The sequence below is a fragment of the Micromonospora sp. BL1 genome (genome assembly GCF_003667485.1).
GTDB classification, from domain to species: Bacteria; Actinomycetota; Actinomycetes; order Mycobacteriales; family Micromonosporaceae; genus Micromonospora; species Micromonospora tulbaghiae.
This window is the reverse complement of sequence record NZ_RCVK01000248.1, coordinates 16,132-41,258: the sequence shown is the minus strand read 5'-3', so window position 1 is coordinate 41,258 and position 25,127 is coordinate 16,132. Positions and strand designations below refer to the sequence as shown.

General features: G+C 73.6%; 23 protein-coding genes and 1 riboswitch. Of the genes, 17 read left to right on the top strand and 6 right to left on the bottom strand.

Annotated features, from left to right (window positions below; all coding sequences use genetic code 11):
* Positions 1-194: 194 nt before the first annotated feature.
* From EAD96_RS17105 to EAD96_RS17090, 4 genes are read left to right on the top strand one after another with little or no spacing between them, the layout of a single operon-like run.
* Positions 195-800, top strand: coding sequence for a class I SAM-dependent methyltransferase (locus EAD96_RS17105; RefSeq protein WP_121685025.1), 606 nt, complete (start codon positions 195-197; stop codon positions 798-800).
* A gap of 41 nt (positions 801-841) precedes the next feature.
* Positions 842-2,521, top strand: a complete 1,680-nt coding sequence (locus EAD96_RS17100; protein ID WP_120573095.1) for an ABC-F family ATP-binding cassette domain-containing protein — start codon at positions 842-844, stop codon at positions 2,519-2,521.
* The gene (locus EAD96_RS17095; protein WP_121685024.1) at positions 2,518-3,333 is read left to right on the top strand and encodes a nucleotidyltransferase family protein; all 816 of its coding nucleotides are present in this window, start codon (positions 2,518-2,520) and stop codon (positions 3,331-3,333) included. The genes EAD96_RS17100 and EAD96_RS17095 overlap by 4 nt, the downstream gene beginning before the upstream one ends.
* Position 3,334: 1 nt before the next feature.
* Positions 3,335-4,297, top strand: a complete 963-nt coding sequence (locus tag EAD96_RS17090; RefSeq protein ID WP_199733204.1) for an aldo/keto reductase — start codon at positions 3,335-3,337, stop codon at positions 4,295-4,297.
* A gap of 412 nt (positions 4,298-4,709) precedes the next feature.
* On the opposite strand, the gene EAD96_RS17085 is transcribed toward EAD96_RS17090, so the two are convergent.
* Positions 4,710-5,621: a DUF559 domain-containing protein gene (locus tag EAD96_RS17085; RefSeq protein WP_121685022.1), complete on the bottom strand. Its 912-nt coding sequence runs from the start codon at positions 5,619-5,621 to the stop codon at positions 4,710-4,712.
* Positions 5,622-5,739: 118 nt separating this feature from the next.
* A riboswitch (TPP riboswitch) is annotated at positions 5,740-5,851 on the top strand.
* On the opposite strand from EAD96_RS17085, the gene thiE reads away from it, so the two are divergent.
* The 7 genes from thiE to thiC all read left to right on the top strand — a co-directional run bounded on the left by thiE (position 5,846) and on the right by thiC (position 11,743).
* Positions 5,846-6,475, top strand: a complete 630-nt coding sequence (gene thiE, locus EAD96_RS17080) for a thiamine phosphate synthase (protein ID WP_121685021.1) — start codon at positions 5,846-5,848, stop codon at positions 6,473-6,475. It overlaps the preceding riboswitch by 6 nt.
* Complete coding sequence (gene thiO / locus EAD96_RS17075) at positions 6,472-7,557, top strand: glycine oxidase ThiO (protein WP_121685020.1); 1,086 nt, start codon at positions 6,472-6,474, stop codon at positions 7,555-7,557. Before thiE ends, thiO begins: the two co-directional genes overlap by 4 nt.
* Positions 7,548-7,748: a sulfur carrier protein ThiS gene (thiS, locus tag EAD96_RS17070; RefSeq protein WP_013288601.1), complete on the top strand. Its 201-nt coding sequence runs from the start codon at positions 7,548-7,550 to the stop codon at positions 7,746-7,748. Before thiO ends, thiS begins: the two co-directional genes overlap by 10 nt.
* A gap of 5 nt (positions 7,749-7,753) precedes the next feature.
* Complete coding sequence (locus EAD96_RS17065) at positions 7,754-8,527, top strand: thiazole synthase (protein ID WP_121685019.1); 774 nt, start codon at positions 7,754-7,756, stop codon at positions 8,525-8,527.
* Between the two features lie 71 nt (positions 8,528-8,598).
* Complete coding sequence (locus tag EAD96_RS17060; RefSeq protein WP_121685026.1) at positions 8,599-9,348, top strand: thiamine phosphate synthase; 750 nt, start codon at positions 8,599-8,601, stop codon at positions 9,346-9,348.
* A complete protein-coding gene (gene thiD, locus EAD96_RS17055; RefSeq protein WP_121685018.1) occupies positions 9,345-10,133 on the top strand; it encodes a bifunctional hydroxymethylpyrimidine kinase/phosphomethylpyrimidine kinase in 789 nt (262 codons plus the stop codon). The genes EAD96_RS17060 and thiD overlap by 4 nt, the downstream gene beginning before the upstream one ends.
* Positions 10,134-10,150: 17 nt before the next feature.
* A complete protein-coding gene (gene thiC, locus EAD96_RS17050; protein ID WP_121685017.1) occupies positions 10,151-11,743 on the top strand; it encodes a phosphomethylpyrimidine synthase ThiC in 1,593 nt (530 codons plus the stop codon).
* 46 nt (positions 11,744-11,789) lie between these two features.
* Here the strand turns inward: thiC and EAD96_RS17045 are convergent, their stop codons facing one another.
* The 4 genes from EAD96_RS17045 to EAD96_RS17030 all read right to left on the bottom strand — a co-directional run bounded on the left by EAD96_RS17045 (position 11,790) and on the right by EAD96_RS17030 (position 16,583).
* The gene (locus EAD96_RS17045) at positions 11,790-14,468 is read right to left on the bottom strand and encodes a hypothetical protein (RefSeq protein WP_121685016.1); all 2,679 of its coding nucleotides are present in this window, start codon (positions 14,466-14,468) and stop codon (positions 11,790-11,792) included.
* A 74-nt stretch (positions 14,469-14,542) separates the two neighbouring features.
* Positions 14,543-14,851 (bottom strand): cupin, encoded by a 309-nt coding sequence (locus tag EAD96_RS17040; protein ID WP_013288595.1) that lies wholly within the window; start codon positions 14,849-14,851, stop codon positions 14,543-14,545.
* A complete protein-coding gene (locus tag EAD96_RS17035) occupies positions 14,848-15,798 on the bottom strand; it encodes an LLM class F420-dependent oxidoreductase (RefSeq protein ID WP_120573104.1) in 951 nt (316 codons plus the stop codon). Before EAD96_RS17035 ends, EAD96_RS17040 begins: the two co-directional genes overlap by 4 nt.
* Before the next feature lie 2 nt (positions 15,799-15,800).
* A complete protein-coding gene (locus EAD96_RS17030) occupies positions 15,801-16,583 on the bottom strand; it encodes an ABC transporter ATP-binding protein (RefSeq protein ID WP_121685015.1) in 783 nt (260 codons plus the stop codon).
* Positions 16,584-16,868: 285 nt separating this feature from the next.
* On the opposite strand from EAD96_RS17030, the gene EAD96_RS17025 reads away from it, so the two are divergent.
* Positions 16,869-17,897 (top strand): ABC transporter substrate-binding protein, encoded by a 1,029-nt coding sequence (locus EAD96_RS17025; protein WP_120573106.1) that lies wholly within the window; start codon positions 16,869-16,871, stop codon positions 17,895-17,897.
* A 164-nt stretch (positions 17,898-18,061) separates the two neighbouring features.
* On the top strand, positions 18,062-18,832 hold the full coding sequence (locus EAD96_RS17020; protein WP_233585908.1) for an ABC transporter permease: 771 nt from the start codon (positions 18,062-18,064) through the stop codon (positions 18,830-18,832).
* A 167-nt stretch (positions 18,833-18,999) separates the two neighbouring features.
* Here EAD96_RS17020 and EAD96_RS17015 read toward each other — a convergent pair whose 3' ends face one another.
* The gene (locus EAD96_RS17015; RefSeq protein ID WP_121685014.1) at positions 19,000-20,181 is read right to left on the bottom strand and encodes an ABC transporter substrate-binding protein; all 1,182 of its coding nucleotides are present in this window, start codon (positions 20,179-20,181) and stop codon (positions 19,000-19,002) included.
* Between the two features lie 447 nt (positions 20,182-20,628).
* Between EAD96_RS17015 and EAD96_RS17010 the strand changes: the two genes are divergently transcribed.
* The 4 genes from EAD96_RS17010 (at position 20,629) to EAD96_RS16995 (ending at position 25,121) form a co-directional block, all read left to right on the top strand.
* The gene (locus EAD96_RS17010) at positions 20,629-23,694 is read left to right on the top strand and encodes a sensor histidine kinase (RefSeq protein WP_121685013.1); all 3,066 of its coding nucleotides are present in this window, start codon (positions 20,629-20,631) and stop codon (positions 23,692-23,694) included.
* Complete coding sequence (locus tag EAD96_RS17005; RefSeq protein WP_013288588.1) at positions 23,691-24,098, top strand: roadblock/LC7 domain-containing protein; 408 nt, start codon at positions 23,691-23,693, stop codon at positions 24,096-24,098. The genes EAD96_RS17010 and EAD96_RS17005 overlap by 4 nt, the downstream gene beginning before the upstream one ends.
* 62 nt (positions 24,099-24,160) lie before the next feature.
* Positions 24,161-24,523, top strand: a complete 363-nt coding sequence (locus EAD96_RS17000; RefSeq protein WP_013288587.1) for a DUF742 domain-containing protein — start codon at positions 24,161-24,163, stop codon at positions 24,521-24,523.
* On the top strand, positions 24,504-25,121 hold the full coding sequence (locus tag EAD96_RS16995; RefSeq protein ID WP_013288586.1) for an ATP/GTP-binding protein: 618 nt from the start codon (positions 24,504-24,506) through the stop codon (positions 25,119-25,121). Before EAD96_RS17000 ends, EAD96_RS16995 begins: the two co-directional genes overlap by 20 nt.
* The last annotated feature ends 6 nt before the right edge of the window (positions 25,122-25,127 follow it).

Below are 25,127 nucleotides of genomic sequence, written 5' to 3'. Positions count from 1 at the left end.
GTTCGGGGCCGACCCGGGCTTCGGGTACTCCAGGAAGGCGTCCTCATCGGACTCGTACCGGTACACCATGTGGCATAGAGTAGGACTGATTGTCCCTTTCAGGGGTAATATCGGGAAAATCTGGCGGAGTGGCGTGCGACCCCGCCCGTGACACCGTCGCCGGAACCGCTCCGCCCCGGTGCGAGAATGCGGGCGTGACCGGCGACCACTACTTCACCGCTGAACCCTCGACCCCGGCCCGCCCGCGCGAGGTCGAGTTCACAGTCGCCGGGCGCGACTACACGCTCGCCTCGGCCGGCGGCGTCTTCTCCGCCGACCGGCTCGACCCGGGCACCGCCGTGCTGCTGCGCAAGGCCGACCTGCCGGCCGCCGACGTCACCGGCGCGCTGCTCGACATCGGCTGCGGCTTCGGCCCGATCACCTGCGTCCTGGCCACCACCGCGCCGAAGGCGACCGTCTGGGCGGTGGACGTCAACGAGCGCGCCCGCGCCCTCACCACCGCCAACGCGGCCCGGGTCGGCGCCGCCGACCGGGTACGCGCCGTCGCGCCCGACGAGCTGCCCGACGACGTCACCTTCACCCAGATCTGGTCCAACCCGCCGATCCACATCGGCAAGGCGGAGCTGCACGGCCTGCTGCTGCGCTGGCTGCCCCGGCTCGCCCCGGACGGCGTGGCCTGGCTCGTCGTCGCCCGGCACCTCGGCGGCGACTCGCTGCACCGCTGGCTCGTCGAGCAGGGCTGGTCCGTCGAGCGGCACGCCAGCCAGAAGGGCTACCGGGTGCTGCGGGTCACCCGGTAATCCGGTGTCGTCCACCGCCCCGGCTCGGGCAGGATGCCCGCGTGGGATACGTGGACGTGGCAGGAGCCGGGCACATCCTCCCGGACGGGCGTGAGCTGTTCAGCGACGTCTCGTTCCGGGTCGGTGAGGGTGCCAAGGTGGCGCTGGTCGGCCCGAACGGCGCCGGCAAGACCACGCTGCTGCGGATGGTCGCCGGTGACCTGCCGGTGAAGACCGGCGCGATCGCCCGCTCCGGCGGGCTCGGCGTCATGCGGCAGTTCATCGGCATGATCGGCGACGAGTCCACGCTCGCCGACCTGGCCCTGTCGCTCGCGCCGCCGGCGCTGCGCGACGCCGGCCGGCGGCTCGCCGAGACCGAGGCGGCCATGCGGGCGGCCGAGGTCCGCGGCAAGTACAGCTCCGCCGCCGCCAAGACCCAGCTCGCGTACGCCGAGGCGCTCGCCGCCTGGGGCGAGACCGGCGGGTACGACGCGGAGGTGCTCTTCGACACCGTCGCCACCATCGTGCTCGACCTGCCCTGGGACAGCGCCCGGGAACGGCCGGTCCGCACGCTCTCCGGCGGCCAGCAGAAGCGCTTCGCGCTGGAGCTGCTGCTGCGCGGCCCGGACGAGGTGCTGCTGCTCGACGAGCCGGACAACTTCCTCGACGTACCCGGCAAACGCTGGCTGGAGGCGCGGCTGCGCGAGTCGGGCAAGTCCGTGCTCTACGTCTCGCACGACCGGGAACTGCTGGCGCAGACCGCCGACCGGGTCGTCGCGGTGGAGGGCGGCAGCGCCTGGGTGCACCCGGGCGGATTCGCGAGCTGGCACGACGCCCGGGTGGCCCGGCACGCCCGCCTCGACGAGCTGCGCAAACGCTGGGACGAGGAACACCAGAAGCTGCGCGAGCTGATGCTGATGTACAAGCAGAAGGCCGCGTACAACGACGGGATGGCCTCCCGCTACCAGGCCGCGCAGACCCGGTTGCGCAAGTTCGAGGAGGCCGGGCCGCCGCCCGTACCCCCGAAGGACCAGGACATCCGGATGCGCCTGACCGGCGGGCGGACCGGCAAACGCGCGGTGATCGCCGAGCAGCTGGAGCTGGACGGCCTGACGTACCCGTTCGACCTGGAACTCTGGTACGGCGACCGGGTCGCGGTGCTGGGCGCGAACGGCACCGGCAAGTCGCACTTCCTGCGCCTGCTGGCCCGGGGCGGCACCGATCCGGAGCCGGGCAACACCCCCGTCGACGGCGCCGCCGCGCTCGCGCCCGTCGCGCACGGCGGCATGGTCCGGCTCGGCGCCCGGGTCCGGCCCGGGCACTTCTCGCAGACCCACGACCGGCCCGAGCTGACGGCCAGGACGCTCGTCGAGGTGCTGTGGCGCGGCGACGACCACCGCGCCGGCATGGACCGGCACGCGGCCATGGCGGCGCTGTCCCGGTACGAGCTGGCCGGTCAGGGCGACCAGCGGTTCGGCACGCTCTCCGGCGGGCAGCAGGCCCGGTTCCTGGTGCTGCTGCTGGAGCTGTCCGGGGCGACGCTGCTGCTGCTCGACGAGCCCACCGACAACCTCGACCTGGCCTCGGCCGAGGCGCTGGAGGCCGGACTGACCGCGTTCGAGGGGACGGTGGTCGCTGTCACCCACGACCGGTGGTTCACCCGTACCTTCGACCGGTTCGTGCTGTTCCGCGGCGACGGCGACGTGGTCGAGACGCCGGAGCCGGTCTGGGACGTGGGGTGATCGACCAGGACGTGGTCGACCGGCTGTGCGCGGTCGACGGGGTGGTCGCGGTGGCGCTCGGCGGCAGCCGCGCCCGCGGCGATCACCGGCCCGACTCCGACTGGGACCTGGGCCTCTACTACCGGGGTACGCCCGACCTGGCCGGGCTGCGCGCGGTGGCCGCCTCCATCGCCGACGGGCCGGTGGACCTCACCGCCCCGGGCGGCTGGGGACCGTGGGTCGACGGTGGCGGCTGGCTGCGCGTCGGCGGGGTCGCCGTGGACTGGATCTACCGGGACCTGGACCGGGTGCACCGGGTCTGGGCGGACTGCCGGGCCGGCCGCTACACGGTCGAGGCGCAGGCCGGGCACCCGCTCGGCTTCTACTCCCACGCGTACGCCGGGGAGGTGGCGCTCGGACGGGTGCTCGGCGACCCGACCGGCGAGTTGACCGCGCTGCGCGCCGAGACCGTCGACTACCCGCCCGCGCTCGGCGCCGCGCTGGTCGGCGGTGGCTGGGAGACCGGACTGTTGCTCGACGGCGCGGCCAAGGGCGCGGCCGCGGGCGACGCCGGCTACGTGGCGGGCTGCCTGTTCCGGGTGGTCGGGGTGCTGGTCCACGCGCTGCACGGCCGGGCCGGACGGTGGCTGGTGAACGAGAAGGGCATGATCGCCTCCGCCGGGCGCCTGCCGGGTGCGCCGCCGGACTTCGCCGAGCGGGCGCAGGCGCTGCTGGGCGCGGTGGGGCGTACCCCCGAGGAGTTGGCGGCGACCATCGGTGACGCCCGGGTGCTGGCCGCCGCTCTCCGGGTGACACCCGGGGAGCGGGCATAGGGTGGATCTCGTGAGTGAGATGACCTATCGCCGGCTGGGCGACTCCGGGCTCGTGGTGTCAGTGGTCGGTATCGGCTGCAACAACTTCGGCCGCAAACTCGACCTCGACGGCACCCGCGCGGTGGTGGACGCAGCGCTCGACGCCGGGATCAACTTCTTCGACACCGCCGACATCTACGGCGAGCCGCAGGGCGCCTCCGAGGAACTGCTCGGCCAGGCGCTCAAGGGCCGCCGCGACGACGTGGTGGTGGCCACCAAGTTCGGCATGGACATGAACGGCGCGAACGGGCCCGACCACGGCGCCCGGGGCGCCCGCCGCTACATCGCCCGCGCCGTCGAGGCGTCGCTGCGCCGGCTCGGCACCGACCACATCGACCTGTACCAGATGCACGAGCCCGACCCGGGCACCCCGATCGACGAGACGCTCGCCGCGCTGGACGACCTGGTGACCGCCGGCAAGGTGCGCTACCTGGGCAACTCCAACTTCGCCGGCTGGCAGATCGCCGACGCCGACTGGACCGCGTCGTCGCAGGGGCGTACCCGGTTCATCTCCGCGCAGAACCACTACTCGCTGGTGGAACGCGGGGTGGAGGACGAGGTGATCCCGGCCTGCGAGCGGTTCGGCCTCGGCATGCTGCCGTTCTTCCCGCTCGCCAACGGGCTGCTCACCGGCAAGTACAAGCGGGGCGAGGCACCCCCGGCGGGCAGCCGCCTGGCCGGTGGCGGCCGGTACGCCGAGCGGCTGGCCGCCGCGCGCTGGGACGTCATCGAGGCGATCGAGGCGTACGCGGCCGAGCGCGGGATCAGCATGCTCCAGGTGGCCATCGGTGGACTGGCGGCCCGTCCCGCGGTGACCTCGGTGATCGCCGGGGCGACCACTCCCGAGCAGGTGAAGGCCAACGCCGACGCCGGTACATGGCAGCCCAGCGACGAGGACCTGGACGCCCTGGACGCCATCCTCTGACGTCCCCGCCGGTGCCGACGCACCCTCCCGCGCGTCGGGCGTCCGCTCGCGCCTCGCAGGTGCGCCCGCTCGTCGGCGTGTGAGCGTCAGGGCTCGCCCCGCGCGGCGGGCGTGCGCCCACCGTGGCCCGCCCGCGCGGAGGCACCCATGGCGGTCCACTCAGAGGCAGCGCTCACGATGGGTGGAACGGTATGGGTGTCAAAAGGGCCTTGAGACACCTATGGCGTTCCACTCCTCGCCAGATTCAGCCGCGAGTGGAACGCCATAGGTGTCTGCGGCGGCCTCCTGACGCCCGTGGTGTCTCGGGCGACCCGGCCCGGCCCGGACCGACCGGCCAGGCACCGGGTGGCGGTGGCCGGGCCGGGGGTGCAGCGGGGCGAGCGGGCTGCGGGCGGCGGGCGGCGGGCACGGGTCAGTGGTGCGCCTCGGCGGCGCGACGTTCCGCCAGGGCCTGGCGTACCAGGGCCACTGTGGCGTCAGGACGGCGGAGCACGTCGTCGGCGGTGAACCGCAGCACGACCCACCCGGCGGCGCGGAGCGCGTTCAGGCGTGCCACGTCCCGCCGGAAGTGAGCCCGTTCGCGGTGGTGGTCGCCGTCGTACTCGACCGCGAGGCGCAGAGCGGGCCAGGCCAGGTCCACCCGGGCCACGAAGCGCCCGCCGGCGCGTACCTCGTGCTGGGCGGTGAGCGGGCCGAGGCCGGCGTCGAGCAGGAGCAGCCGCAGCCGCGTCTCCATCGGGGACTCGCTCAGCGGCTCGGCCAGCGCCAGCACCTCGCGCAGCAGTGGAGCGCCCGGCCAGCCCGGCCGGTCGGCGGCGTAGGCCCGCAGGACGGGCAGCTCCACGACCCGGCGGCGCAGCAGCGCGTCGACGGCGACCAGCGCCTCGGTGAGTGGGCCCTGCCGACCCAGGTCGAACGCGGTACGCAGCGGGGTGGTGACCGGCAGTCCGCCGGCGAGGGTGCGGTCCCGATCGGGCAGCGGTGACCGGACCACCCGCATCCGTGGGTGCGGTCGCAGTCGCGCGGCCGCCGGCAGCAGCACCGTCACCGGTGCGTCGCGGGTGAGCACGTCCGCACCGGACAACCAGGCGGCGCTGCGTCCCGCCAGCACGGCACCCGGCGGCAGGCGCAACGCTACCGCCTCGCACCACATCCGGTGGTCGTCGGCGCGGTGTCCGTCCCGGTGCACGTACACGTCCGGGAGCAGGCGGATCCACGTCGGCCCGCGCAGCATCGTCCAGGTGAGCAGCCCTTCGGAGACGGCACGGCCGCCCCGGAACGGCACTGTCGCCAGGCGGCGCGGGACACGGGCGGGAACGGACATCCCGGCAGCGTGTCGTGACGGGACGGTCACCCGCTGCCCCGATCCGGCGGACGGCTGGTTCCTGGGAAAAACCTCACCCGGGCTTCCGTCCGGGCGGGAGGCGTCGTACGGTAGGCCGCAAGTGACCCACGGGAGCCCGGTGCGGACCGGGCTGAGAGGGGGGCTGGGAGCCCCCGACCGTCGAACCTGATCCGGGTAATGCCGGCGCAGGGAGGAGCGTTGCCGTGCTGTCCCTGGGACGACTGCATCTCATCACCGACACCCGGCCGGGGCGTGACCCGCTCGCCGTGCTGCGTGCCGTGCTGCCCGTGGCGGGCGCCGACCTCGTCGTGCAGGTGCGAGTGGAGGACGACGCCACCGACCGGGAGGCGTACGAGCTGGCGTGCCGCGTGACCGAGGCGTGCCGGCCGTACGGGGCACGGTGCCTGGTCAACGACCGGCTGCACGTGGCGCTCGCGGTGGACGCCGCCGGTGGGCACGTCGGCGCGGACGACCTGCCGGTGGCCGCCGCGCGCCGGGTGCTCGGCCCGGACGCCGTGCTCGGCGCGACCGCCCGCGAACCGGTAAGCGCCGGCGCGGCGGTGGACGCGGGCGCGAGCTACCTGGGCGTGGGCCCGTGCCACGCCACCACCACCACCAAGCCCGGCCTGCCGGATCCGATCGGCCCCGAGGGGATACGCGCGGTCGCCGAGGCGGTGAGCGTGCCGGTGATCGCGATCGGCGGGGTGACCGCCGCGACCGTGCCGGCGCTGCGGGCCGCCGGGGCGTACGGGGTGGCGGTGGTCGGGGCGCTCAGCCTGGCCGCCGATCCCGCGCACGCCACCGCCGAGCTGCTGCGGGCGCTGACGCGATGAGCCCGGCCGACGTGGCGGTGGTGGGCGCCGGGCCGGTGGGACTCGCGATCGCGTGGCGGTGCGCGCAACGTGGACTGCGCGTGGTGGTGCACGACGACCGGCCGGGGTCGGGCGCGTCCTCGGTGGCCGCCGGGATGCTGTCGCCGGTCGCCGAGGCGTACTTCGGTGAGCACGAGCTGACCGCGCTGCTCGTCGAGTCGGCCGCCCGCTGGCCCGGCTTCGCCGCCGAACTGGCCGGGGCGAGCGGCGTCGACGTCGGCCACCGCACCGAGGGCACGCTCGTCGTCGGGCTCACCGCCGACGACCTGGCCGAGGCGGGGCGGCTGTGGTCGTACCAACGGGGGTTGGGACTGCCGATCACGCCGTTGCGTCCCTCGGAGCTGCGCGACCGCGAGCCGGCGTTGGCGCCGCGCGTGCGCGGCGGCGCTGTCGCGCCCGGTGACCACCAGGTCGACCCGCGGCGGCTGGTCGCCGCGTTGCGCACGGCCGCCGAGCGCGCCGGCGTGGAGCTGCGCCCGGCCCGCGTCGGCGCGTTGTCCGAGGTGGACGCGCGGGTCACTGTGGTCGCGGCGGGCTGCGGCGCGGCGGCGCTGACCGGCCTGCCGGTCCGGCCGGTGAAGGGCCAGGTGCTGCGGCTGCGCGCGCCCGGTGGCGGTCCGCCGGGCTTCCGGCACGTGATCCGGGGGTACGCGGACAGCGAGTCGGTCTACCTGGTGCCCCGGGACAGCGGCGAGGTCGTGGTCGGGGCGACGGTCGAGGAGCGCGCGGACACCGCTGTCACCGCCGGTGGCGTGCTGACACTGCTGCGCGCCGCCGCCGAGCTGGTGCCGGAACTGGTCGAGTACGAGCTGGTGGAGGCCGTCGCAGGGCTGCGCCCCGGTACGCCGGACAACGCGCCGATCATCGGGCCGCTGCCCGGGCAGGCGGACGTGCTCGCCGCGACCGGGCACCACCGGCACGGCATCGTGCTCACCCCGGTCACCGCCGACCTGGTCACCGAGCTGATCGTCAGCGGCGAGCCGGACCCCGCGCTCGCCCCCTTCACCCCGGACCGCTTCGGGAAGGAGCGCACGTGGAACTGATCGTCAACGGCACCGGCCGGACGCTGCCCGAGGGCGTCACAGTCGCCGAGGTGGTCCGCACCGTCACCGACCGGGAGCGCGGGCTCGCGGTCGCGGTGAACGGCGAGGTGGTGCCGCGCGGCGGCTGGTCGGCGAGCGTGCTGCGCGACGGCGACCGCGTCGAGGTGCTCAGCGCCACCCAGGGCGGGTGAGCGTCATGTCCACGTTGGAGATCGGCGGGGTCACGTTCGGCTCCCGGCTCGTCCTCGGCACCGGCGGCGCGGCCAACCTGCACGTGCTGGAGCAGGCGATCCGCGCCTCCGGCACCGAGCTGGTGACGCTGGCGCTGCGCCGGGTGGACACCACGCCCGGCGGGTCGGGCGGCCTGCTCGACCTGGTGGAGCGGTGCGGCGTACGGCTGCTGCCGAACACGGCCGGCTGCCGGACCGCCGTCGAGGCGGTGAAGACGGCGCACCTGGCCCGGGAGGCGTTCGACACCGACTGGGTGAAGCTGGAGGTGATCGGCGACGAGCGCACGCTCCTGCCCGACGGGGTGGAGCTGCTGCGCGCCGCCGAGGAGCTGGTGGCGGACGGGTTCACGGTGCTGCCGTACACCTCGGACGATCCGGTGCTGGCCCGGCGGCTGGCCGACGTGGGGTGTGCGGCGGTGATGCCGGCCGGGTCGCCGATCGGCTCCGGGCTGGGCATCGGCAACCCGCACCACATCCGGCTGATCCGGCAGGCCGTCGACGTGCCGGTGGTGCTCGACGCGGGCATCGGCACCGCCTCCGACGCCGCGCTCGCGATGGAGCTGGGCTGCGACGCGGTGCTGCTGGCGAGCGCCGTGACCAGGGCCGCCGACCCGGTGGCGATGGCCACCGCGATGCGGTACGCGGTCGAGGCGGGCCGCCTGGCGTACGGCGCGGGCCGCATCGCCCGCCGCTTCCACGCCCTGGCGTCCACCCCGGACGACGGCCGGCCCGACCTGTGACCGCTTCACGCGTCACCGTTCCCGGCGATCTTGGTACGCGCGCGCCCCTGGACAGGCGGCCGGGTACCAAGATCGACGCTGGCCCGACCGGGGTCGTCGTGCTGACCGATCGGCGGGTGGCTCGGGGGGCGCTCGTCGACGTGGTGGCGGGTGCCGTCGATGGGGGAGTGCGGTGGGTGGTGCTGCGGGAGAAGGACCTGCCCCGCGCCGACCGCCTCGCGCTCGCCGCCGACCTGCGCGCGATCCTCGCCGAGGCAGGCGGCACGCTCGTCGTCGCCGGACCCGATCCGCTCGACGGGGACGCGGTGCACCTGCCCGCCGCCGGCCCGTACCCGCCGCCCGCCGTCGGACTGGTCGGCCGTTCCTGCCACGACACCGCCGAGCTGGCCCGGCTCACCACCGAGCACTACGCGACGCTGTCCCCGGTCTACGAGACGAGGACGAAGCCCGGCTACGGCCCGGCGCTGCGGCCGGCCGGACTCGCCGCGCTGGTGACAGCCAGCCCGGTCCCGGTGCTCGCCCTCGGCGGCATCGAAACCCCGGCCCAGGTTCACGCATGCGTAGCGGCGGGCGCCACAGGAGTAGCAGTGCTCGGCGCGATCATGCGCGCGAACGACCCCACCGAAACCGCCACCACGCTGGGCAGAGCCTTCCAGGAGGCGGCCACCCGTATGGCGCGCACCCACCCCGCGCGATCCGACGAAGGCCCGCACGCGACAGGGCTGCGGCCGACCGTGCCCACGGAGGGATCAAGCCTGACCGCCCGGAGTGGGCACGGTCGGCCGCAGCCCTCCACCGCAACTACCGGAGAACACCAGTGACGCCGAAAACAGTCCTCAGCATCGCCGGCTCCGACTCCGGAGCGGGAGCGGGCATCCAGGCCGACCTCAAGACGTTCGCCGCGCTCGGGGCGTACGGCACGAGCGTGCTCACCGCCGTCACCGCGCAGAGCACCCGGGGCGTGGACGCCGTCCTGCCGCTGCCCCCGCAGACCGTGCGCGACCAGATGGACAGCGTGCTCGGCGACTTCGACGTGCGGGCCGTGAAGAGCGGCATGCTCGGCACCCCGGCCGTCGCCGACGCGGTCGCCGAGGCGGCCCGCGCCGGGCGGCTGCCGCACCTGGTCGTCGATCCGGTGCTGGTCGCCACGAGCGGGCACCGGCTCGGCGTGGTGGAGGCGGTCGAGCGGCTGCTGCCGTACGCGGAGGTAGCGACGCCGAACTGCGCGGAGGCCGCGGCCCTCACCGGAGGCCCGGTGGGCACCGTGGAGGAGATGGTCGCGGCGGCCGAGGCGCTGGCGGCGCGCGGCCCGGCGTTCGTGGTGGTGACCGGCGGCGACGTGGACGCCGACGGCGAGTCGGTCGACGTCCTCGCGGGCGGCGGGACCACGCGGCTGCTGCGCGCACCCCGGGTGGACACCCGGCACAACCACGGCACCGGCTGTTCGTTCTCGGCCGCCGTCGCGGTCCGGCTCGCCGCGGGCGACGCGGTGCCGGTCGCGGTGGCCGCCGCCAAGGAGTACGTCACCCGCGCGCTGACCGGCGCGCGGACCTGGGAGTTGGGCGCGGGACGCGGCCCGCTGGACCACTTCGGCTGGTCCGCATGAGCGACAGGGAGGCTGTCATGCAGGCACGTCGCAAGGTGTACGTGGAAGGGTCACGCCCGGACATCCGGGTGCCGTTCGCCGAGGTGCCGCTGACCGGGGACAACCCGCCGGTACGGCTCTACGACACCTCCGGTCCCGGCTCCGACCCGGAGGTGGGGCTGCCGGCGCTGCGCGGGCCGTGGATCGCCGAGCGCGGCGACGTCGCCCCGGTACGCGGCGCCGGCACGCCGCTGGCGGGTGTGGACGGGAAGCGGCCGACGCAGCTCGCGTACGCCCGGGCCGGGGTCGTCACGCCGGAGATGGAGTTCGTGGCGGTCCGGGAGTCGGTGTCGCCGGAGTTCGTCCGGGACGAGATCGCGGCCGGGCGGGCCGTGCTGCCGCTGAACGTCAACCACCCGGAGTGCGAGCCGGCCGTCATCGGCAAGGCGTTCCTGGTGAAGGTCAACGCCAACATCGGCACCTCGGCGGTCACCTCGTCGGTGGCCGAGGAGGTGGAGAAGCTGACCTGGGCGACCCGGTGGGGCGCGGACACCGTGATGGACCTGTCCACCGGCAAGCGCATCCACGAGACCCGCGAGGCGATCGTGCGGAACGCGCCGGTGCCGATCGGCACGGTGCCGATCTACCAGGCGCTGGAGAAGGTCGGCGGCGACCCGGTGAAGCTGAGCTGGGAGGTGTTCCGCGAGACCGTCATCGAGCAGGCGGAGCAGGGCGTCGACTACATGACCGTGCACGCCGGGGTGCTGCTGCCGTACGTGCCGCTGGCGGTGGACCGGGTGACGGGCATCGTGTCCCGGGGTGGCTCGATCATGGCGGCCTGGTGCCTGGCGCACCACGAGGAGAACTTCCTCTACACGAACTTCCGGGAGCTGTGTTCGCTGCTCGCGAAGTACGACGTGACCTTCTCCCTCGGCGACGGCCTGCGCCCCGGCTCCATCGCCGACGCCAACGACGAGGCGCAGTTCGCCGAGTTGCGCACGCTCGGTGAGCTGACGAAGGTCGCCTGGGAGTACGACGTGCAGGTGATGATCGAGGGTCCCGGGCACGTGCCGATGCACAAGATCAAGGAGAACGTGGACCTCCAGCAGGAGTGGTGCCACGAGGCGCCGTTCTACACGCTCGGTCCGCTGACCACCGACGTCGCGCCCGCGTACGACCACATCACCTCCGCGATCGGCGCGGCGATGATCGGCATGTTCGGCACCGCGATGCTCTGCTACGTCACCCCGAAGGAGCACCTTGGGCTGCCCGACCGCGACGACGTGAAGGCGGGGGTGATCGCGTACAAGATCGCGGCGCACGCGGCCGACCTGGCCAAGGGGCACCCCGGCGCGCAGGCGTGGGACGACGCGCTGTCGAAGGCCCGGTTCGAGTTCCGCTGGGAGGACCAGTTCAACCTGGCGCTCGACCCGGAGACCGCGCGGGCCTACCACGACGCGACGCTGCCCGCCGAGCCGGCGAAGACCGCGCACTTCTGCTCGATGTGCGGGCCGAAGTTCTGCTCCATGAAGATCACGCAGGAGCTGAAGGACTACGCGGCGCGGGGCATGCGCGGCAAGTCGGAGGAGTTCGTCGCCTCCGGATCGAAGGTCTACCTGCCGCTGGCGTGAGCGGGGCCGGGGCGGGCCGTGCGATCCGGTCCGCCCCGGTGCTCGTTCAGTCGCGGTGGTGCCGTCCGGTGCGCAGCGAGCGGGCGTCGTCGGCGTTGTCGTCCGAGGCGAGACCGGCGACCCAGTCCACGTACTCGTCGTCGGCAGCGGTGGTCGGCTCGGCCGTACGGTCGGCCGGCTCCGGGTCGCCCTTGGCCCCGCGGTTGCGGCGGAACAGACCACGCAGAGGCTTCGACTTGCCGGCGGGCGCGTCGGCGTCGTCCGGTTCGGCGTGCCGGCCGCGCCGGGAGTCCGTCTCGCTCGTCTCCGGCGCGGTGGCTTCCGGAAGCGCCGTGACGGCCTCGGCCGGTACGGCGGTCACCGCCTCGGGACGGGCGACCGGCCCTGCCTCCGGCCGGGCGACCGGTCCGGCGGGACGGGCGTTCGTGGCCAGCGCGTCCCATCCGGTGCTCGCGCCCGGCTCGGGCAGGCCCCGGTGGCGGGGACGCGGCGCCGGCTCGGCCGGGACGCTCGCCTCCGCGCCGTCGCGGGTCGGTGCGTCCGGTTCGGTGGTGGCGCGGTGCGGACGGGTAGCCGGGGTGATCGGCCAGGCCGGGCGTACCTCGCCGGGCGCGCCGGTGACGTCCTCGAACATCGGGAACCGGGGCCGGGACGACGGGGCCGGCGCCGGGTCGTCGAAGAAGAAACTGCGTCCGGTACGCCCGGACGATGCGCCATCCCCGGTGGGGGCGCCGGTGTGGGAAGCCGGGCCGCCCTGCGTGCCGGGGTCCGTATGGCCCGGTGCCGAGGTGGTGCCCGCGTCGTCCCGGACTGCGTTCGCGGCCGGTGGGATCGCGGCGGCGTCGGCCCGCCCGCTCGGCGTCGACGGAGCGGCGTCGGCCGGGCTGCTCGGCGTCGTCGGCGCGATGTCGGCCGGGGCGGACTCGGGGGAGGCCGGGACGCCGGCACGCGGTCCGGCCTTCGGGGTGCGGGGGCGACGGGAACGGGTGGAACGGCCGGTTCCGGCAGTGGACTCGGCCGGTGGCGCGGCGGGGGTGTCGCCGTCCGCGTCGGCCGGGACCGGTCCGGCGAGGGCGCCGCTGTCCGTACGCGGGCCGGGAACGTGGCTCTCGGTGGTGCCGCCGGTGGCCGGTGACGCGTCCTTCGAGGTGGCGTCCCCGGTGCGGGATGCTGCTGTGGTCTCGTCGGCGGGTGACGCCGGTCCGTCGGTCGTCCCGCCGGACCGGCCGGCGCGGGTACGGCGCGGCCGGGTCACCCGTGGCGCGGTCGCCGCCGCTTCCTGAGCCGGTTCCGGTGCGGCATCGCCAGGTGCGGAGTCGTAAACGTTGGCCGTCGCGGCTGCGGAGGTGCCCTCGCTGTCCGCCGGGGTGACCGCGGAGGTGTCAGAGGCGCGGTCGCCGGTGGCCGAGGTGGTGGCGGGTCCGGAACCGGCGACGGCCCGGTCGGCGGTGGCGGTGCGGTCCGTGGTGACCGCCTCGCCGGCACTGTCCGTGTGGGCAGTGCCCGCCCCCGGGACCGTGCCCGCACCTGGGACCGGGTCGGGGCGGCTCGCGGCGAGGACGTCGATGGCCGACGTCCGGCGCCCCGGGGGCAGCAGGCCCGGCATGGGCTGGCCGTGGCCCGTGTCGACGACGGCCGGACGGTCGCCCACCGGCTGTCCCGTGACGGCCGGCTGATCGGCGGCGGGAAGATCGGTACCGGCCGGTGCCGACACCGTGGCCGAGCCGCCGGCCTCCGGCCAGTTCCAGTGCGCCGGCGCGGCGGCGCCGCTGGTCACCGGAGGCGCGGGCGGGGCGGCCGGGACGCCCGGAGTGGACGAGTGCGGCAGCGGCGCGAGGATGTCGGTGGCCTCGACGGCGTCGGGATCACCTGTGGTGACCGGCCGGGGCAGCACAGTGGTGGCGGTCGAGCCGAGCGCGCCGGCGATCACGGCGATCAGCGCGCCGTAGTAGGGCGCGACCTGGTAGCGGTCGGTCGCCGAGCCGGGACCGGCGGTCAGGTAGGCGAACGCGACGAGCACCGGGCCGGCCGCCCCGGCAGCGCCGCCGACGAGCGGCGGCCATTCGGCCCGGCGGGCGAGTACGCCGACCGCCCCGCCGGCCAGCAGCGCGAGCACCGGCAGCAGCAGCATGGACAGGCGTTGCGCCGCCTCCGGGTCGAGCCAGGAGGGTTCGAGGACGCCGAGCCGTACCGTGGCCAGCGGGCGGCTGGAGACGATCGTGGGCGCGACGGAGAGCAGCGCCATCAGCCAGACGATCCCGGCGGTGATCGCCACGCCCCAGCCGAACGGCGGCTTGAGCAGGACGGCGATCGCGGCGCCCGCCCCGACCACCGCGCCGAGGGCGGCGCAGATGCCGGCGGCCCACACCGGGTCGACGGATCCGCCCAGCTCGGCCGCGCGGGCCGGTTGCATGCACAGCGGGGCGACCACCATCGCGCCGAGCGCGCTCACGCCGGCGATGGAGAGCAGTTCGGTGGTGCCGCCCTGTTCGTCGTCGCGGCGGGCGAAGCGCTCGGTGAGGACGGCTCCGGCGACCGTGGCGACCGCGGCGAACCAGCCCACCCAGACGAGCTGGGCGGGCCACCGGTTGACCGAGACGTCCACGAACGCGCCGTCGAGGCGTACGACTCCGAAGCCGTACGCGATGCCCAACTGGCCGGCCCCGGCCAGTACGCTCACGCCGAGCGCCGTGAGCAGCAGCCTGCCCCACGTCCGAAAGGCCATGTCGGGCACGTTACGGCCCGGTGCCCCCGATCGCCACCTTGCCGCCGCGCGGCGCGGCGAACCTGCCGGTGCGGCTACTTCAGCTCGACCAGGCGCGCGAGGTAGGTGGTGTCGCCGACGTTGGTGAGCATGTGCACCGCGCCCGGGTCGCGGTAGACCACGCCGCCGGTCGGCTCGTCGGCGTCGATGGTGGTGCCGTCGATCGTCTGCACCACGTTCTTGGCGCCCTGGATCGCCACCACCAGGTACGGGTGGTCGTGGCGGTGCAGCGGCTGCCGCTCACCCGGCTCCAGCCGGATGTGCCAGACGCGTACGCGGTCGTTCTCGTACACGATCTCCTGGCCCACCGGGCCGAGTTCGAGGTCGGCGGAGAGTTCGGTCATCGTGGTCCGTCCAGTCGGGGGAGCACCTCGGCGGCGATGAGCTCCACGTGGTCGAGGTCGTCGAAGTCGATCAGGCGCAGGTGCACCCGGGTGGCCCCGATCGCGGCGAACTCGCCGATCCGCTCGACGAGCTGGGCGGGGGAGCCGACCACCGGGTCCTCCGGCGGCAGCGCGCTCGTGACGTGCAGCGGCGCGGCCCGGCGCTGCGCCTCGGCGTCGGTGCGTCCGATCGCCACCACGATGCCGGCGGAGAGCGTCAGCGGCGCGCGGCCGGAGGCGTCCCGTCCGGCGCGGTCGCACGCCTCCCGCACCCGCTCGTACGCGGCGGCGGTCTCGGCCACGCTCTTGAACGGCATGTTGAACTCGTCGGCGTAGCGGGCGGCCAGGTCGGGCGTGCGCTTCGGTCCCCGTCCGCCGACGATCACCGGCGGGCCGGGCTGCTGCACCGGCTTGGGCAGCGCGGGCGCGTCGACCAGGCGGTAGTGCTCACCGGTGAAGCTGTACGTCTCGTCGGGCGGGGTGCGCCACAGCCCGGTGACGATCTCCAGTTGCTCGGCGAGCCGGTCGAAGCGCTCGCTGACCGGCGGGAACGGGATGCCGTACGCGGTGTGCTCGCGCTCGTACCATCCGGCGCCGATGCCCAGCTCGACCCGGCCGCCGCTCATCCGGTCGACTTGGGCGACCATGACCGCCAGCGGCCCGGGGAGCCGGAACGTGGCGGACGTGACCAGCGTGCCGAGCCGGATCCGGGAGGTCTCCCGGGCCAGCGCGGCGAGCGTCAGCCAGGCGTCGGTGGGGCCGGGCAGCGCCGGCTCGTCCCCCATGGCCCGGTAGTGATCGGCCCGGAAGAAGCCCTCGAAGCCGGTCTCCTCGACCAGCCGGGCGAACCGGAGCTGGTCGTCGTAGTCCGCACCGCGGTGCGGCTCGGTGAACACCGAGACCCGCATGGTCAGTGGCCTCCCACGGGTACGCCCGGCGTGTCCCGTTCCATCAGCAGCTCGTGCAGCTCGGCGCTGATCCGCGCGACGTCGGCGAGGTGTTCGTGGCGGCCGAGCGTGCGGGGCCGGGGGACGTTCACCTCGACCACCTGACGGATCCGGCCGGGACGCGGGCTGAGCACGACGACCCGGTCGGCGAGCAGCACCGCCTCGTCGATCGAGTGGGTGACGAAGACGATCGTCGCCTTCGTCTCCATGTGCACCCGCTGGAGTTCGCCGGAGAGTTCCTCGCGGGTGAGCGCGTCGAGCGCGGAGAACGGCTCGTCCATGAGCATCACCCGGGGCGAGCCGATCAGCGACCGGCACAGCGAGACACGCTGCTGCATGCCGCCGGACAGCTCGTGCGGGAGGCGCTTCTCGAAGCCGCCCAGCCCGGCCATCTCCAGCAGCTTGCGGGCCCGGTCGCGGTGCTCGGCGCGGCGCCAGCCGAAGATCTCCACCGGCAGCAGCACGTTGTCCAGCACCGAGCGCCAGGGCAGCAGCGCCGGCCGCTGGAACAGCATCGCCACGTCGCGGCGGGGCTTCGTGATCGGCGTACCGCCCACGGTGATCTCACCGCCGGTGACCGGCAGCAGCCCGGCGATCATGCGCAGCAGCGTGGACTTGCCGCAGCCGGACCGGCCGAGGACGGCGACGAACTCGCCTTCGGCGACGTCGAGGTCGATGCCACGCAACGCCTCCACCCGCCCCGAACGGCCGTCGAAGGTGCGGGACACCCCGGACAGTCGGATCATCTCCGCCGGCTCCCTTCCACGTCGTCCCCAAATGCGAGCCGGGCTAGCGTAGCGGACGGTGCTTATAGCACTGTCCGGGGTGGACGTCAGTCCGCTTTCCGTCACGCAACTTCGTTTCCGTTCCGCAACCGGGACGGCGGCGGCAGGTCATCTGCCTTCTCGTACGCTGTTGCGCGCGAAGAGTCCCCTCACGACGGTCCAGTCGGCCGAACCCACATGCCGACCCCGTCGGACCCACGACCCGACCGGCGAAGAAGTCCTGGTCGGAAAGGACATGGTGCACTGATGAGAAGGCTGACCCGTACGGTCGCCGCCGCGGCTCTGGCCACCGCCCTCGCCCTGGTGGGCGGCTGCAGCAGCGACTCGGAGAAGTCCGAGAGCGGCGGCGGCAACGGCGCGGCGCTGGAGAAGGTGACGTACCTCACCTCGTTCGGCAACTTCGGGCGTGACTCCTACGCCTGGGTGGCGAAGGACAAGGGCTTCTTCAAGGAGGCCGGTTTCGACGTCGACATCAAGCCCGGTCAGGGCACCGGCTCCGTGATCCAGACCATCACCGGTGGCCAGGCCGACTTCGGCCCGATCGACCTGACCGGTGGCATCCTCCAGCTCGGCAACGGCCAGGCGAAGGACTTCGTGGCGGTGGCCGCGATCCAGCAGCGCACCATGGCCGCGATCGTCACGGTCGAGGGCAAGAACATCGCCACCCCGAAGGACCTCGAGGGCAAGAAGCTCGCCGACACCCCGACGTCCGTCGTGCGCAACCTCTTCCCGACGTACGCGCGGCTCGCCGGCATCGACGGCAGCAAGGTGACCTGGGTCAACGGTGAGGCGCAGGGCCTCATCGGCATGCTCGGCTCGGGCTCGGTGGACGGCATCGGCCAGTTCGTCGTCGGCCAGCCGACGGTGGAGACGGTGACCAAGAAGAAGCCGGTCATCCTGCCGTACAGCAACGTGATGCAGGACCTCTACGGCAACGCGCTGATCACGTCCTCGAAGATCGCCAAGGAGAAGCCGGAGATGGTGAAGAAGTTCACCGCCGCGCTGCTCAAGGGCCTGGAGTACTCGCTGGCCAACCCGGACGAGGCCGCCGAGATCCTGAAGAAGAACGTGCCGGCCGCCGTCCCGGCCGCGGCCTCCGCCGAGCTTCAGCTGATGGCCGCGTACGTCCGGTCGAGCAACTCCGGCACCGCGATCGGCACGCTGGACAGCGGCCGGGTGGCCAAGAGCATCGCGCTGCTCCAGGGCGCCGGTGCGCTCAAGCAGAACCTGACCCCGGACCAGATCATCGACTTCAACCTCGCGCCGAAGGCCTGACCGGTCCGCTCGGGCCAAACGGGGGTGCGACCCGCCGGACACCCCGGTGGGGCGCACCCCCTTCGCGTGCCGGTCACACCGACCGGTGCAGAGAGGAGGACACGTTGACACAGTCGACCGAGGCCCGGCCGGAGGCGCCGCCGCGCCCGGCGGTCCGGCGCGGGATCGCCGTACGCCCGGCGGCGGTCGGGTTGCCGGCGCTGGGCCTGGTGATCGCGGTGGCGGCCTGGTGGCTGGTCACCTCGGGCCTGAACCTGGTGCACCCGGCCGCGCTGCCCCCGCCGCAGGCGGTGGGGAAGTCCCTCACGAGCACCACCGAGGTGCTGCTGCCCGCGCTGGGCATCACCACCTGGATGACCCTGTTCGGCTTCCTGCTCTCGTCGGTGGCCGGGGTGCTGATCGGGATGGCGCTGGCCGCCTCCCGGCGGGTGGAGCGGATGTTCGCGCCGCTGCTGGTGGCGGTGAACGCGGTCCCGAAGATCGCGTTCGGGCCGTTGCTGGTGGTGGCGGTGGGCTGGGGGCAGAAACCCATCCTGACCATGGTGTTCCTGCTCTGCTTCTTCCCGATCGTGCTCTCCACCGCGACCGGGCTGACCACCACCCCGGCGGATCTGGCGGAGCTGGGCCGGTCGCTCAACGCCTCGTGGTGGCAGTCGTTCCGCAAGGTGCGCTTCCCGGCGGCGCTGCCGCAGATCTTCGTCGGGCTCAAGGTGGCCATGCCGCTGGCCGCGATCGGCGCGGTGATCGGGGAGTTCTACTCCGACCGCCCGGGCCTGGGTTACCAGATCCTGCAGTACAACGGCGTCGGCGACACCGCGACCGCCTGGGCGGCGATCGTGCTGGTGGCGCTCATGAGCATCGTGCTCTACGCCGTCCTGAGCCTGGTCGAGCGCCTGGCCCTGCCCTGGGTGCGGGCCACCACCTCAGCCCGCTAGCCACTGACCCGAAGACCCGGCGTCGACCGGACACCCGGAAGGAAACCTCAACCCGCGGGTGCCGGCCGCCCACGACAGGTGTGGCCCCACCGCAACCGGCGCAGGGATCAAGCTTGACCGCCCGGAGCCGGTTGCGGTGGGGCCACACCCCCACCGCAACCAAGCAATCAGCCAGCGAGACGCCAACGACCACCACGAGCCACCAGCGTCGTCAACGCCTGCGGCATCAACCCGGAGTGGTTGTCCGGCGTCATCCGGATCGGGCCGGACAGCCCGTCGAGCTGCGAGGTCTCCAGCACGTCGCGCAGCGCCTCCCGGTCGACCCTGCCCGGCTCGCCGCCCGCCCGCTGCTCGGCGTCGGCGATCAACTGGACCGCGTCCGCCGCGAACGAGGAGAAGCCGTTGTAGCCGCCGAACCGGGCGGTGTAGTCCTGGAACCACTGCCGCCGCGCGGCCTTGGCCGGGGTGGTGGCGATGACGTCGTCGATCACCATGGTCTGGGTGAAGATCAGCGTCGCCTCGTCCGTGGAGCGGGCCGACGGGCCGAGGAAGAGGTCCCCGGCGGCCGTGGCGTCGAAGAACAGCGACCCGCGGAACTTGCTCTGCCGGGCGGTGGTGGCGGCGAGCATCGCCTGCTCCGGCGTGGTCCACAGGACCAGTGCCTGCGGCTTGCCGGCGATCAGCTCGTTGATCTGCGTGCCGACCTCGGTGTCGGTGACCCGCACCGACTCGTTGCCGACCAGCTTGACCGGGGTCTTGCTCAGTTCGCGGCGCAGGGCGGCGAGCCCTTCCTGGCCGTAACCCTCGGCGCTGTGCAGCAACGCCACCTTGCGGATGTTGCGCCGGTCCAGTTCGCCGGCGAGGGCGGCGGCGCTGTCGGTGGCGTTCGGGGCGAGCTTGAAGACATATCGACGCTCGGCCACGGGCTCGGTGATGGCGCTCGACGAACCCAGTGCGATCGTCGGAATGCGCTTCTCACCGATCGTGCGGGCCGCGCCGACGGCGCATTCGTTGCAACCGCCCATGATGACGGCGCTCACGCGTGAGTCACCGCTGAAATCATTGATGTTCCGCAAGGATTCCGCGGCGTCCGAGCGGTTGTCCTTGACCCGCAGATCGATCTTCCGGCCGCCCAGTGCGCCGGAGGCGTTCAACTGCTCGACCTTCAGTTGCAGAGCCCGTTGGTAGACCTTGCCGACGGGCGCCGAGGCGCCGGAGAGTTCCAGGTCGGCGGCGATCACGATCGGGCTGGTGTCCTGCGGTTCCCCGCCGATCCCGCAGCCGGTGAGCGTGGTGGCCAGCACGGCCGATGCGAGCGCCGCGATGCTCGCGGAGCGGATGGGGCTCAACTCAGTCCTCCAGGTGCGGCGCGGGCCGACGCCCGATCACCGCCGCTCGTCCGTCCTCAGTGGAGGAACGGGATTGGTTTGCCGTACGGTGTGCGCGAAGCCTGCAAAACCTTGCCAATGCCGAGGCCTGTGGTCAAGCCGGGCTGACGAGCGCTGTTTCGGGACAGCCATCCCACATGCTGGGGACACGGAACATTAACTGACAATTACTGCACAGAAGCGTGTGACCACTCTGGAGTGACATCCCCTGATCAGGGGGTTGGAGAAAAGAAGGTATTAGGTGATCGGATCCCGGGATGCGTCGGCCGCGACCGTTTCCTGCCTCACTGCGGCTTCCCAAACAGGATCTCGTCTGATGAAATCGCGGCCGTGCCGCGCGTGGCGGTGGCCGCTGCACCAGGCACGGGTCAGCGGGTCGCGCGTGGAAGAAACGACGGAGGCGATGTCGTGAGCACCGGACCTACGACCCTGCCCGGGAGCCCCAACGCCGAACAGCCCAACCGGCGCCGGCGCCTGCCCAGGCTGCGCGACGCGCGGATCCGCTCCAAGCTCGCCCTCATCCTGGTCGTTCCGGTCGCGGCTGTCATCGCGCTGGCAACTATCCGACTCATCTCGGTCGGTCAGGGCGCGTACGAGGCGGACCGGGTCCGGTCGCTGAGCGCGGTGTCGGTCGACGTCTCGGCGCTGACCCAGGACCTGCACAAGGAGCGGATGGCGGCGGCGGTCTTCCTGGCCGACCCGAACCAGAAGCCGGACGCGTACAACCTGCGGGTGCGCCAGACCGACGAGCGCATCGCGGCGTACCAGGAGGAGCGGAGCAAGCTCGGCGAGGTGCCGGGCGCGATCAGCAACCAGCTCAAGGTGATCGACGCCCACCTGTCCACGTTGAACGGCACCCGCCAGGAGGTGCTGGACCGGCTGCAGATGCCGGTGGCCGAGGCGACCCTGCGCTACGGCATCGTGCTGGACGACCTGGTCGCGTACGGCGACGCGCTGGCGCAGCAGCCGGGCGCGGAGAGCCTGGCCGACGCCCGCCGCGCGGTGGCCGCGTTCGCCCACGCGAAGTCCGAGGTGGCCGAGGAGCAGGCGGTGGCCTTCACCGCCCTGGAGGGCGGCCAGATCGACGAGGAGCAGTTCTCGTCCTTCGTGGCCACGCTCACCGGTCAGCAGGAGGCGCTGCTCACCTTCTCCCGGACCGCGACGCCGAGCCAGCGGGCGCTGGTGGACCGCACCGTCTCCGGTGACGCCGTCCAGCTCGCCGACCGGGTCGCCAACGACATCTCCCGGTCGATCGAGCGTCCCTCGCTGGTCACCCGCGACGAGGCGTCCGCCGCCATCGGCGCGGTCGACGACCTGATGCGGTGGGCCGAGATCCAGCTCCTGGACGAGATGCTGGCCGACGCCGACGAGGTACGCGCCGACGTGATCCGGCAGGCGATCGTGGAGAGCCTGCTCGTGCTGCTCACGCTCGCGGTCGCGGTGACGCTCGCCGTGGTGCTCGCCCGCTCGCTCAACGACTCGCTGCGTCGGCTGCGCGAGGGCGCGCTCGCGGTGGCGAACCACGACCTGCCGGACGCGGTGAGCCGGCTGCAGAACGTCAACGCCATCGGTGACGGCGGCGTGGACGAGATCGTCCAGCAGGTGCGGGACCCGATCAAGCTGAGCAACCGCGACGAGGTCGGTCAGGTGGCGGTGGCCTTCAACGTGGTCCACCGGGAGGCGGTCCGGGTCGCGGCCGAGCAGGCCGCGCTGCGGACGAGCGTCTCGGCGATGTTCCTCAACCTGGCCCGCCGCTCGCAGAGCCTGGTCGACCGCATGATCGGTGAGCTGGACGCGATCGAGCGGTCCGAGGAGGACCCGAAGCGGCTGGCGCAGCTGTTCGAGCTGGACCACCTGGCCACCCGGATGCGCCGCAACGACGAGAACCTGCTGGTGCTCGCCGGCGCCGACTCGGCCGTGCCGCGCCGCGACGACGCGCTCCTGGTCGACGTGCTGCGCGCCGCGCAGTCCGAGGTCGAGCTCTACAACCGGATCGAGTTCGGCACCGTCGACACCGACATCTCGGTCGCCGCGCACGCCGTCAACGACGTCGTCCGGCTGGTCGCCGAGCTGCTCGACAACGCCACCCGGTTCTCGCCGCCGAACACCACGGTGGTGGCCGACGGCCGCCGGATCCGCGACTACGTGCTGATCCAGATCGAGGACCGCGGTCTGGGTCTCAGCGACGACCAGCTCGACTCGCTCAACCGGCGCCTGGCCGCGCCGCCGACGGTCGACGTGGCCGCGTTCCGGCTGATGGGTCTGGCCGTGGTGAGCCGGCTCGCCTCCCGCTACGGGATCCGCGTCGAGCTGCGCCGCAACGTCGAGGGCGGCACCGTCGCCCAGGTCACGCTGCCGAACTCGACTGTGGTGCTGCCGGCCAACCGGGGCCAGGCCCCGCTGACCCGGCCGCGTCAGCCGCTCGCCGTCGAGCAGTCCCCGCTCAGCCAGGTCGGCGCCGGCGACGCGCTGGCCGGCGCCGGGCGGGGCGCGGCCACCGCGACGCTCGCCGACGGGTGGCGCGGGGCGACCACCGCCCCGCCGTCCCGGTGGCAGACGCCCGGCGAGACGCGCGACACCACTCCAGCCGTACAGCTGGGTGGGGCGACCGGCGCGCTGCCCACCGTGGCGGCGCCCGCCCCGGTGGCCGCGGCGCCCGCCACCGCCGCGCCGGCTCCGGTCTCCGGAGCGGGCTGGTCGGCCGGTGGGCCGACGGTGGCGTACCCCGCTCTGGACCCGCTGCCCAAGCGGACGCCGGGTGTCGAGGCGGCGCAACCCGCGACCCAGGCCGCACCTCCGGCCTACCAGCCGCTCGCCGCGGCGTCGGCGGTGGAGAGCACCCCGGCGACGCCGGTGGTGGCCCGGCCCGAGCAGCGGGCCGAGGCGCCGATATTCCGCGAGATGGAGGCGGTCTGGTTCCGTTCGCACGGAGAGGACGAGACCACCATCTTCACCCGTCCCACGTTCGACGAGCCGCCCGCGCCGGCGCAGCCGGCCGTGGCGCCCCCCGCGGCGTCGGCTCGTCCGAAGCTGCCCACCCGTACCCCCGGGGCCCAGGCGTCGGGGCTGACCACGTCGACCACGCCGCCCGCGTACAGCCCGCCGGAGGTTCCGTCCACGCCGCCGGCGGCCGCGACGCCGCCCCCGGTGCCGCCCGCCGCCGAGCCCGCACCCGCGCCCACGGCACCGATCGACCCGGAGGCCTGGCGTACGGCGGCCGACGAGGGCTGGTCGCGGGCCAGCCGTGCCGCGGAGCCCACCACCGGCGGCACCACCCGCTCCGGCCTGCCCAAGCGGGTGCCGCAGGCCCAGCTCGTGCCCGGCGGGATAGAGCCGAAGAGCGGCCGGGACCGCAGCCGGCGCACGCCGGACGAGGTACGCGGTCTGCTCTCCGCCTACCACCGTGGCGTCCAGCGGGGCCGTACGGCCGGCGCCGACCTGAACAGCACCTCGACCAAGGAGACGAACCGATGAACAGGCCGGCGGCCATGCAGGACATGGGGTGGCTTCTCACCAACTTCGCCGACAGCGTTGCGGGCATCGCGCACGTGGTGGCGGTGTCCGCGGACGGGCTGCTGCTCGCCTCCTCCCGGGACCTGCCCGGCGACCGGGCCGACCAGCTCGCCGCGATCACCTCCGGCGTGGTGAGCCTGACCGAGGGCGCGGCGCGGATGTTCAGCGCCGGCGGGGTGTTGCAGACCGTCATCGAGATGGACAGCGGCTACCTGTTCCTGATGTCCATCAGCGACGGTTCGTCGATGGCCGTGCTCGCGGCGCGCAGCTGCGACGTCGGCCAGGTGGGTTACGAGATGGCGCTGCTGGTCGAGCGGGTCGGCCAGGCACTGGTCCCGCTGCCGAGAGACGCGGTCCGGTCCTGATCGGGCCGGGGAGCTGACGACCGGAGCCGGTGCGGCTCCGAACGAGGGGAGGTGATCGCGAGATGGACCCGCGACGTGATCCACGTGGCGCGCTGGTGCGGCCGTACGCGGTCACCCGGGGCCGCACCGAGCCGTTGCAGAACATCGCGCTCGAAGCGGTGCTGTCGAGCACGCCTACGCAGTCTGCCGAGGCGCGCTTCGCCGGGCACGACAAGTACCGCATCTCCTCGGTCTGTGAGGGCCGGGCGCAGTCGCTTGCGGAAATCGCCGCTTACACCCGGATGCCGCTGGGCGTCACCCGGGTGCTGGTCGCCGACATGGTGGCCGAGGGCCTGCTGACGCTACACACTGCCGCTCCCGCGACGGGTTTCGCGGCGCGGATGAACCTGCTTGGAAGGGTGCTAAGTGGACTTCGCGAACTATGACCCCGACGGGGTGAACCGCGGCCGGGAGATCATCTCCGCGAAGATCGTGATCGCGGGTGGCTTCGGCGTGGGCAAGACGACACTTGTCGGGGCGATCTCCGAGATCCAGCCGCTGACCACCGAGGCGCTGATGACCGCGGCGGGCGTGGGCATCGACGACGCGTCGAAGGTGCCGGGCAAGGAGACCACCACGGTCGCCATGGACTTCGGCCGTATCACCATGGCCGAGGACCTGATCCTCTACCTGTTCGGCACGCCGGGCCAGACCCGCTTCTGGTTCATGTGGGACGAGATCATCCGGGGCGCGGTGGGCGCCGCGGTGCTGGTGGACACCCGCCGCATCACCGACGCGTTCGCGCCGCTGGACTACTTCGAGAACCGCAAGCTGCCGTACGTCGTGGCGTTGAACCGCTTCGGCGACGCGCCGCACTACGAGCTGGAGGAGGTCCGGGAGGCGCTCGCCATCTCCCCGGACGTGCCGATGGTCCTGTGCGACGCCCGTCAGCGGGACTCGGTCAAGCAGGTGCTGGTCACTGTGGTCGAGCACGCGATGCTCCGCCTCCAGGCCGAGCACGGCTACCCGGCCTCGGTCGGCTGACCGCCT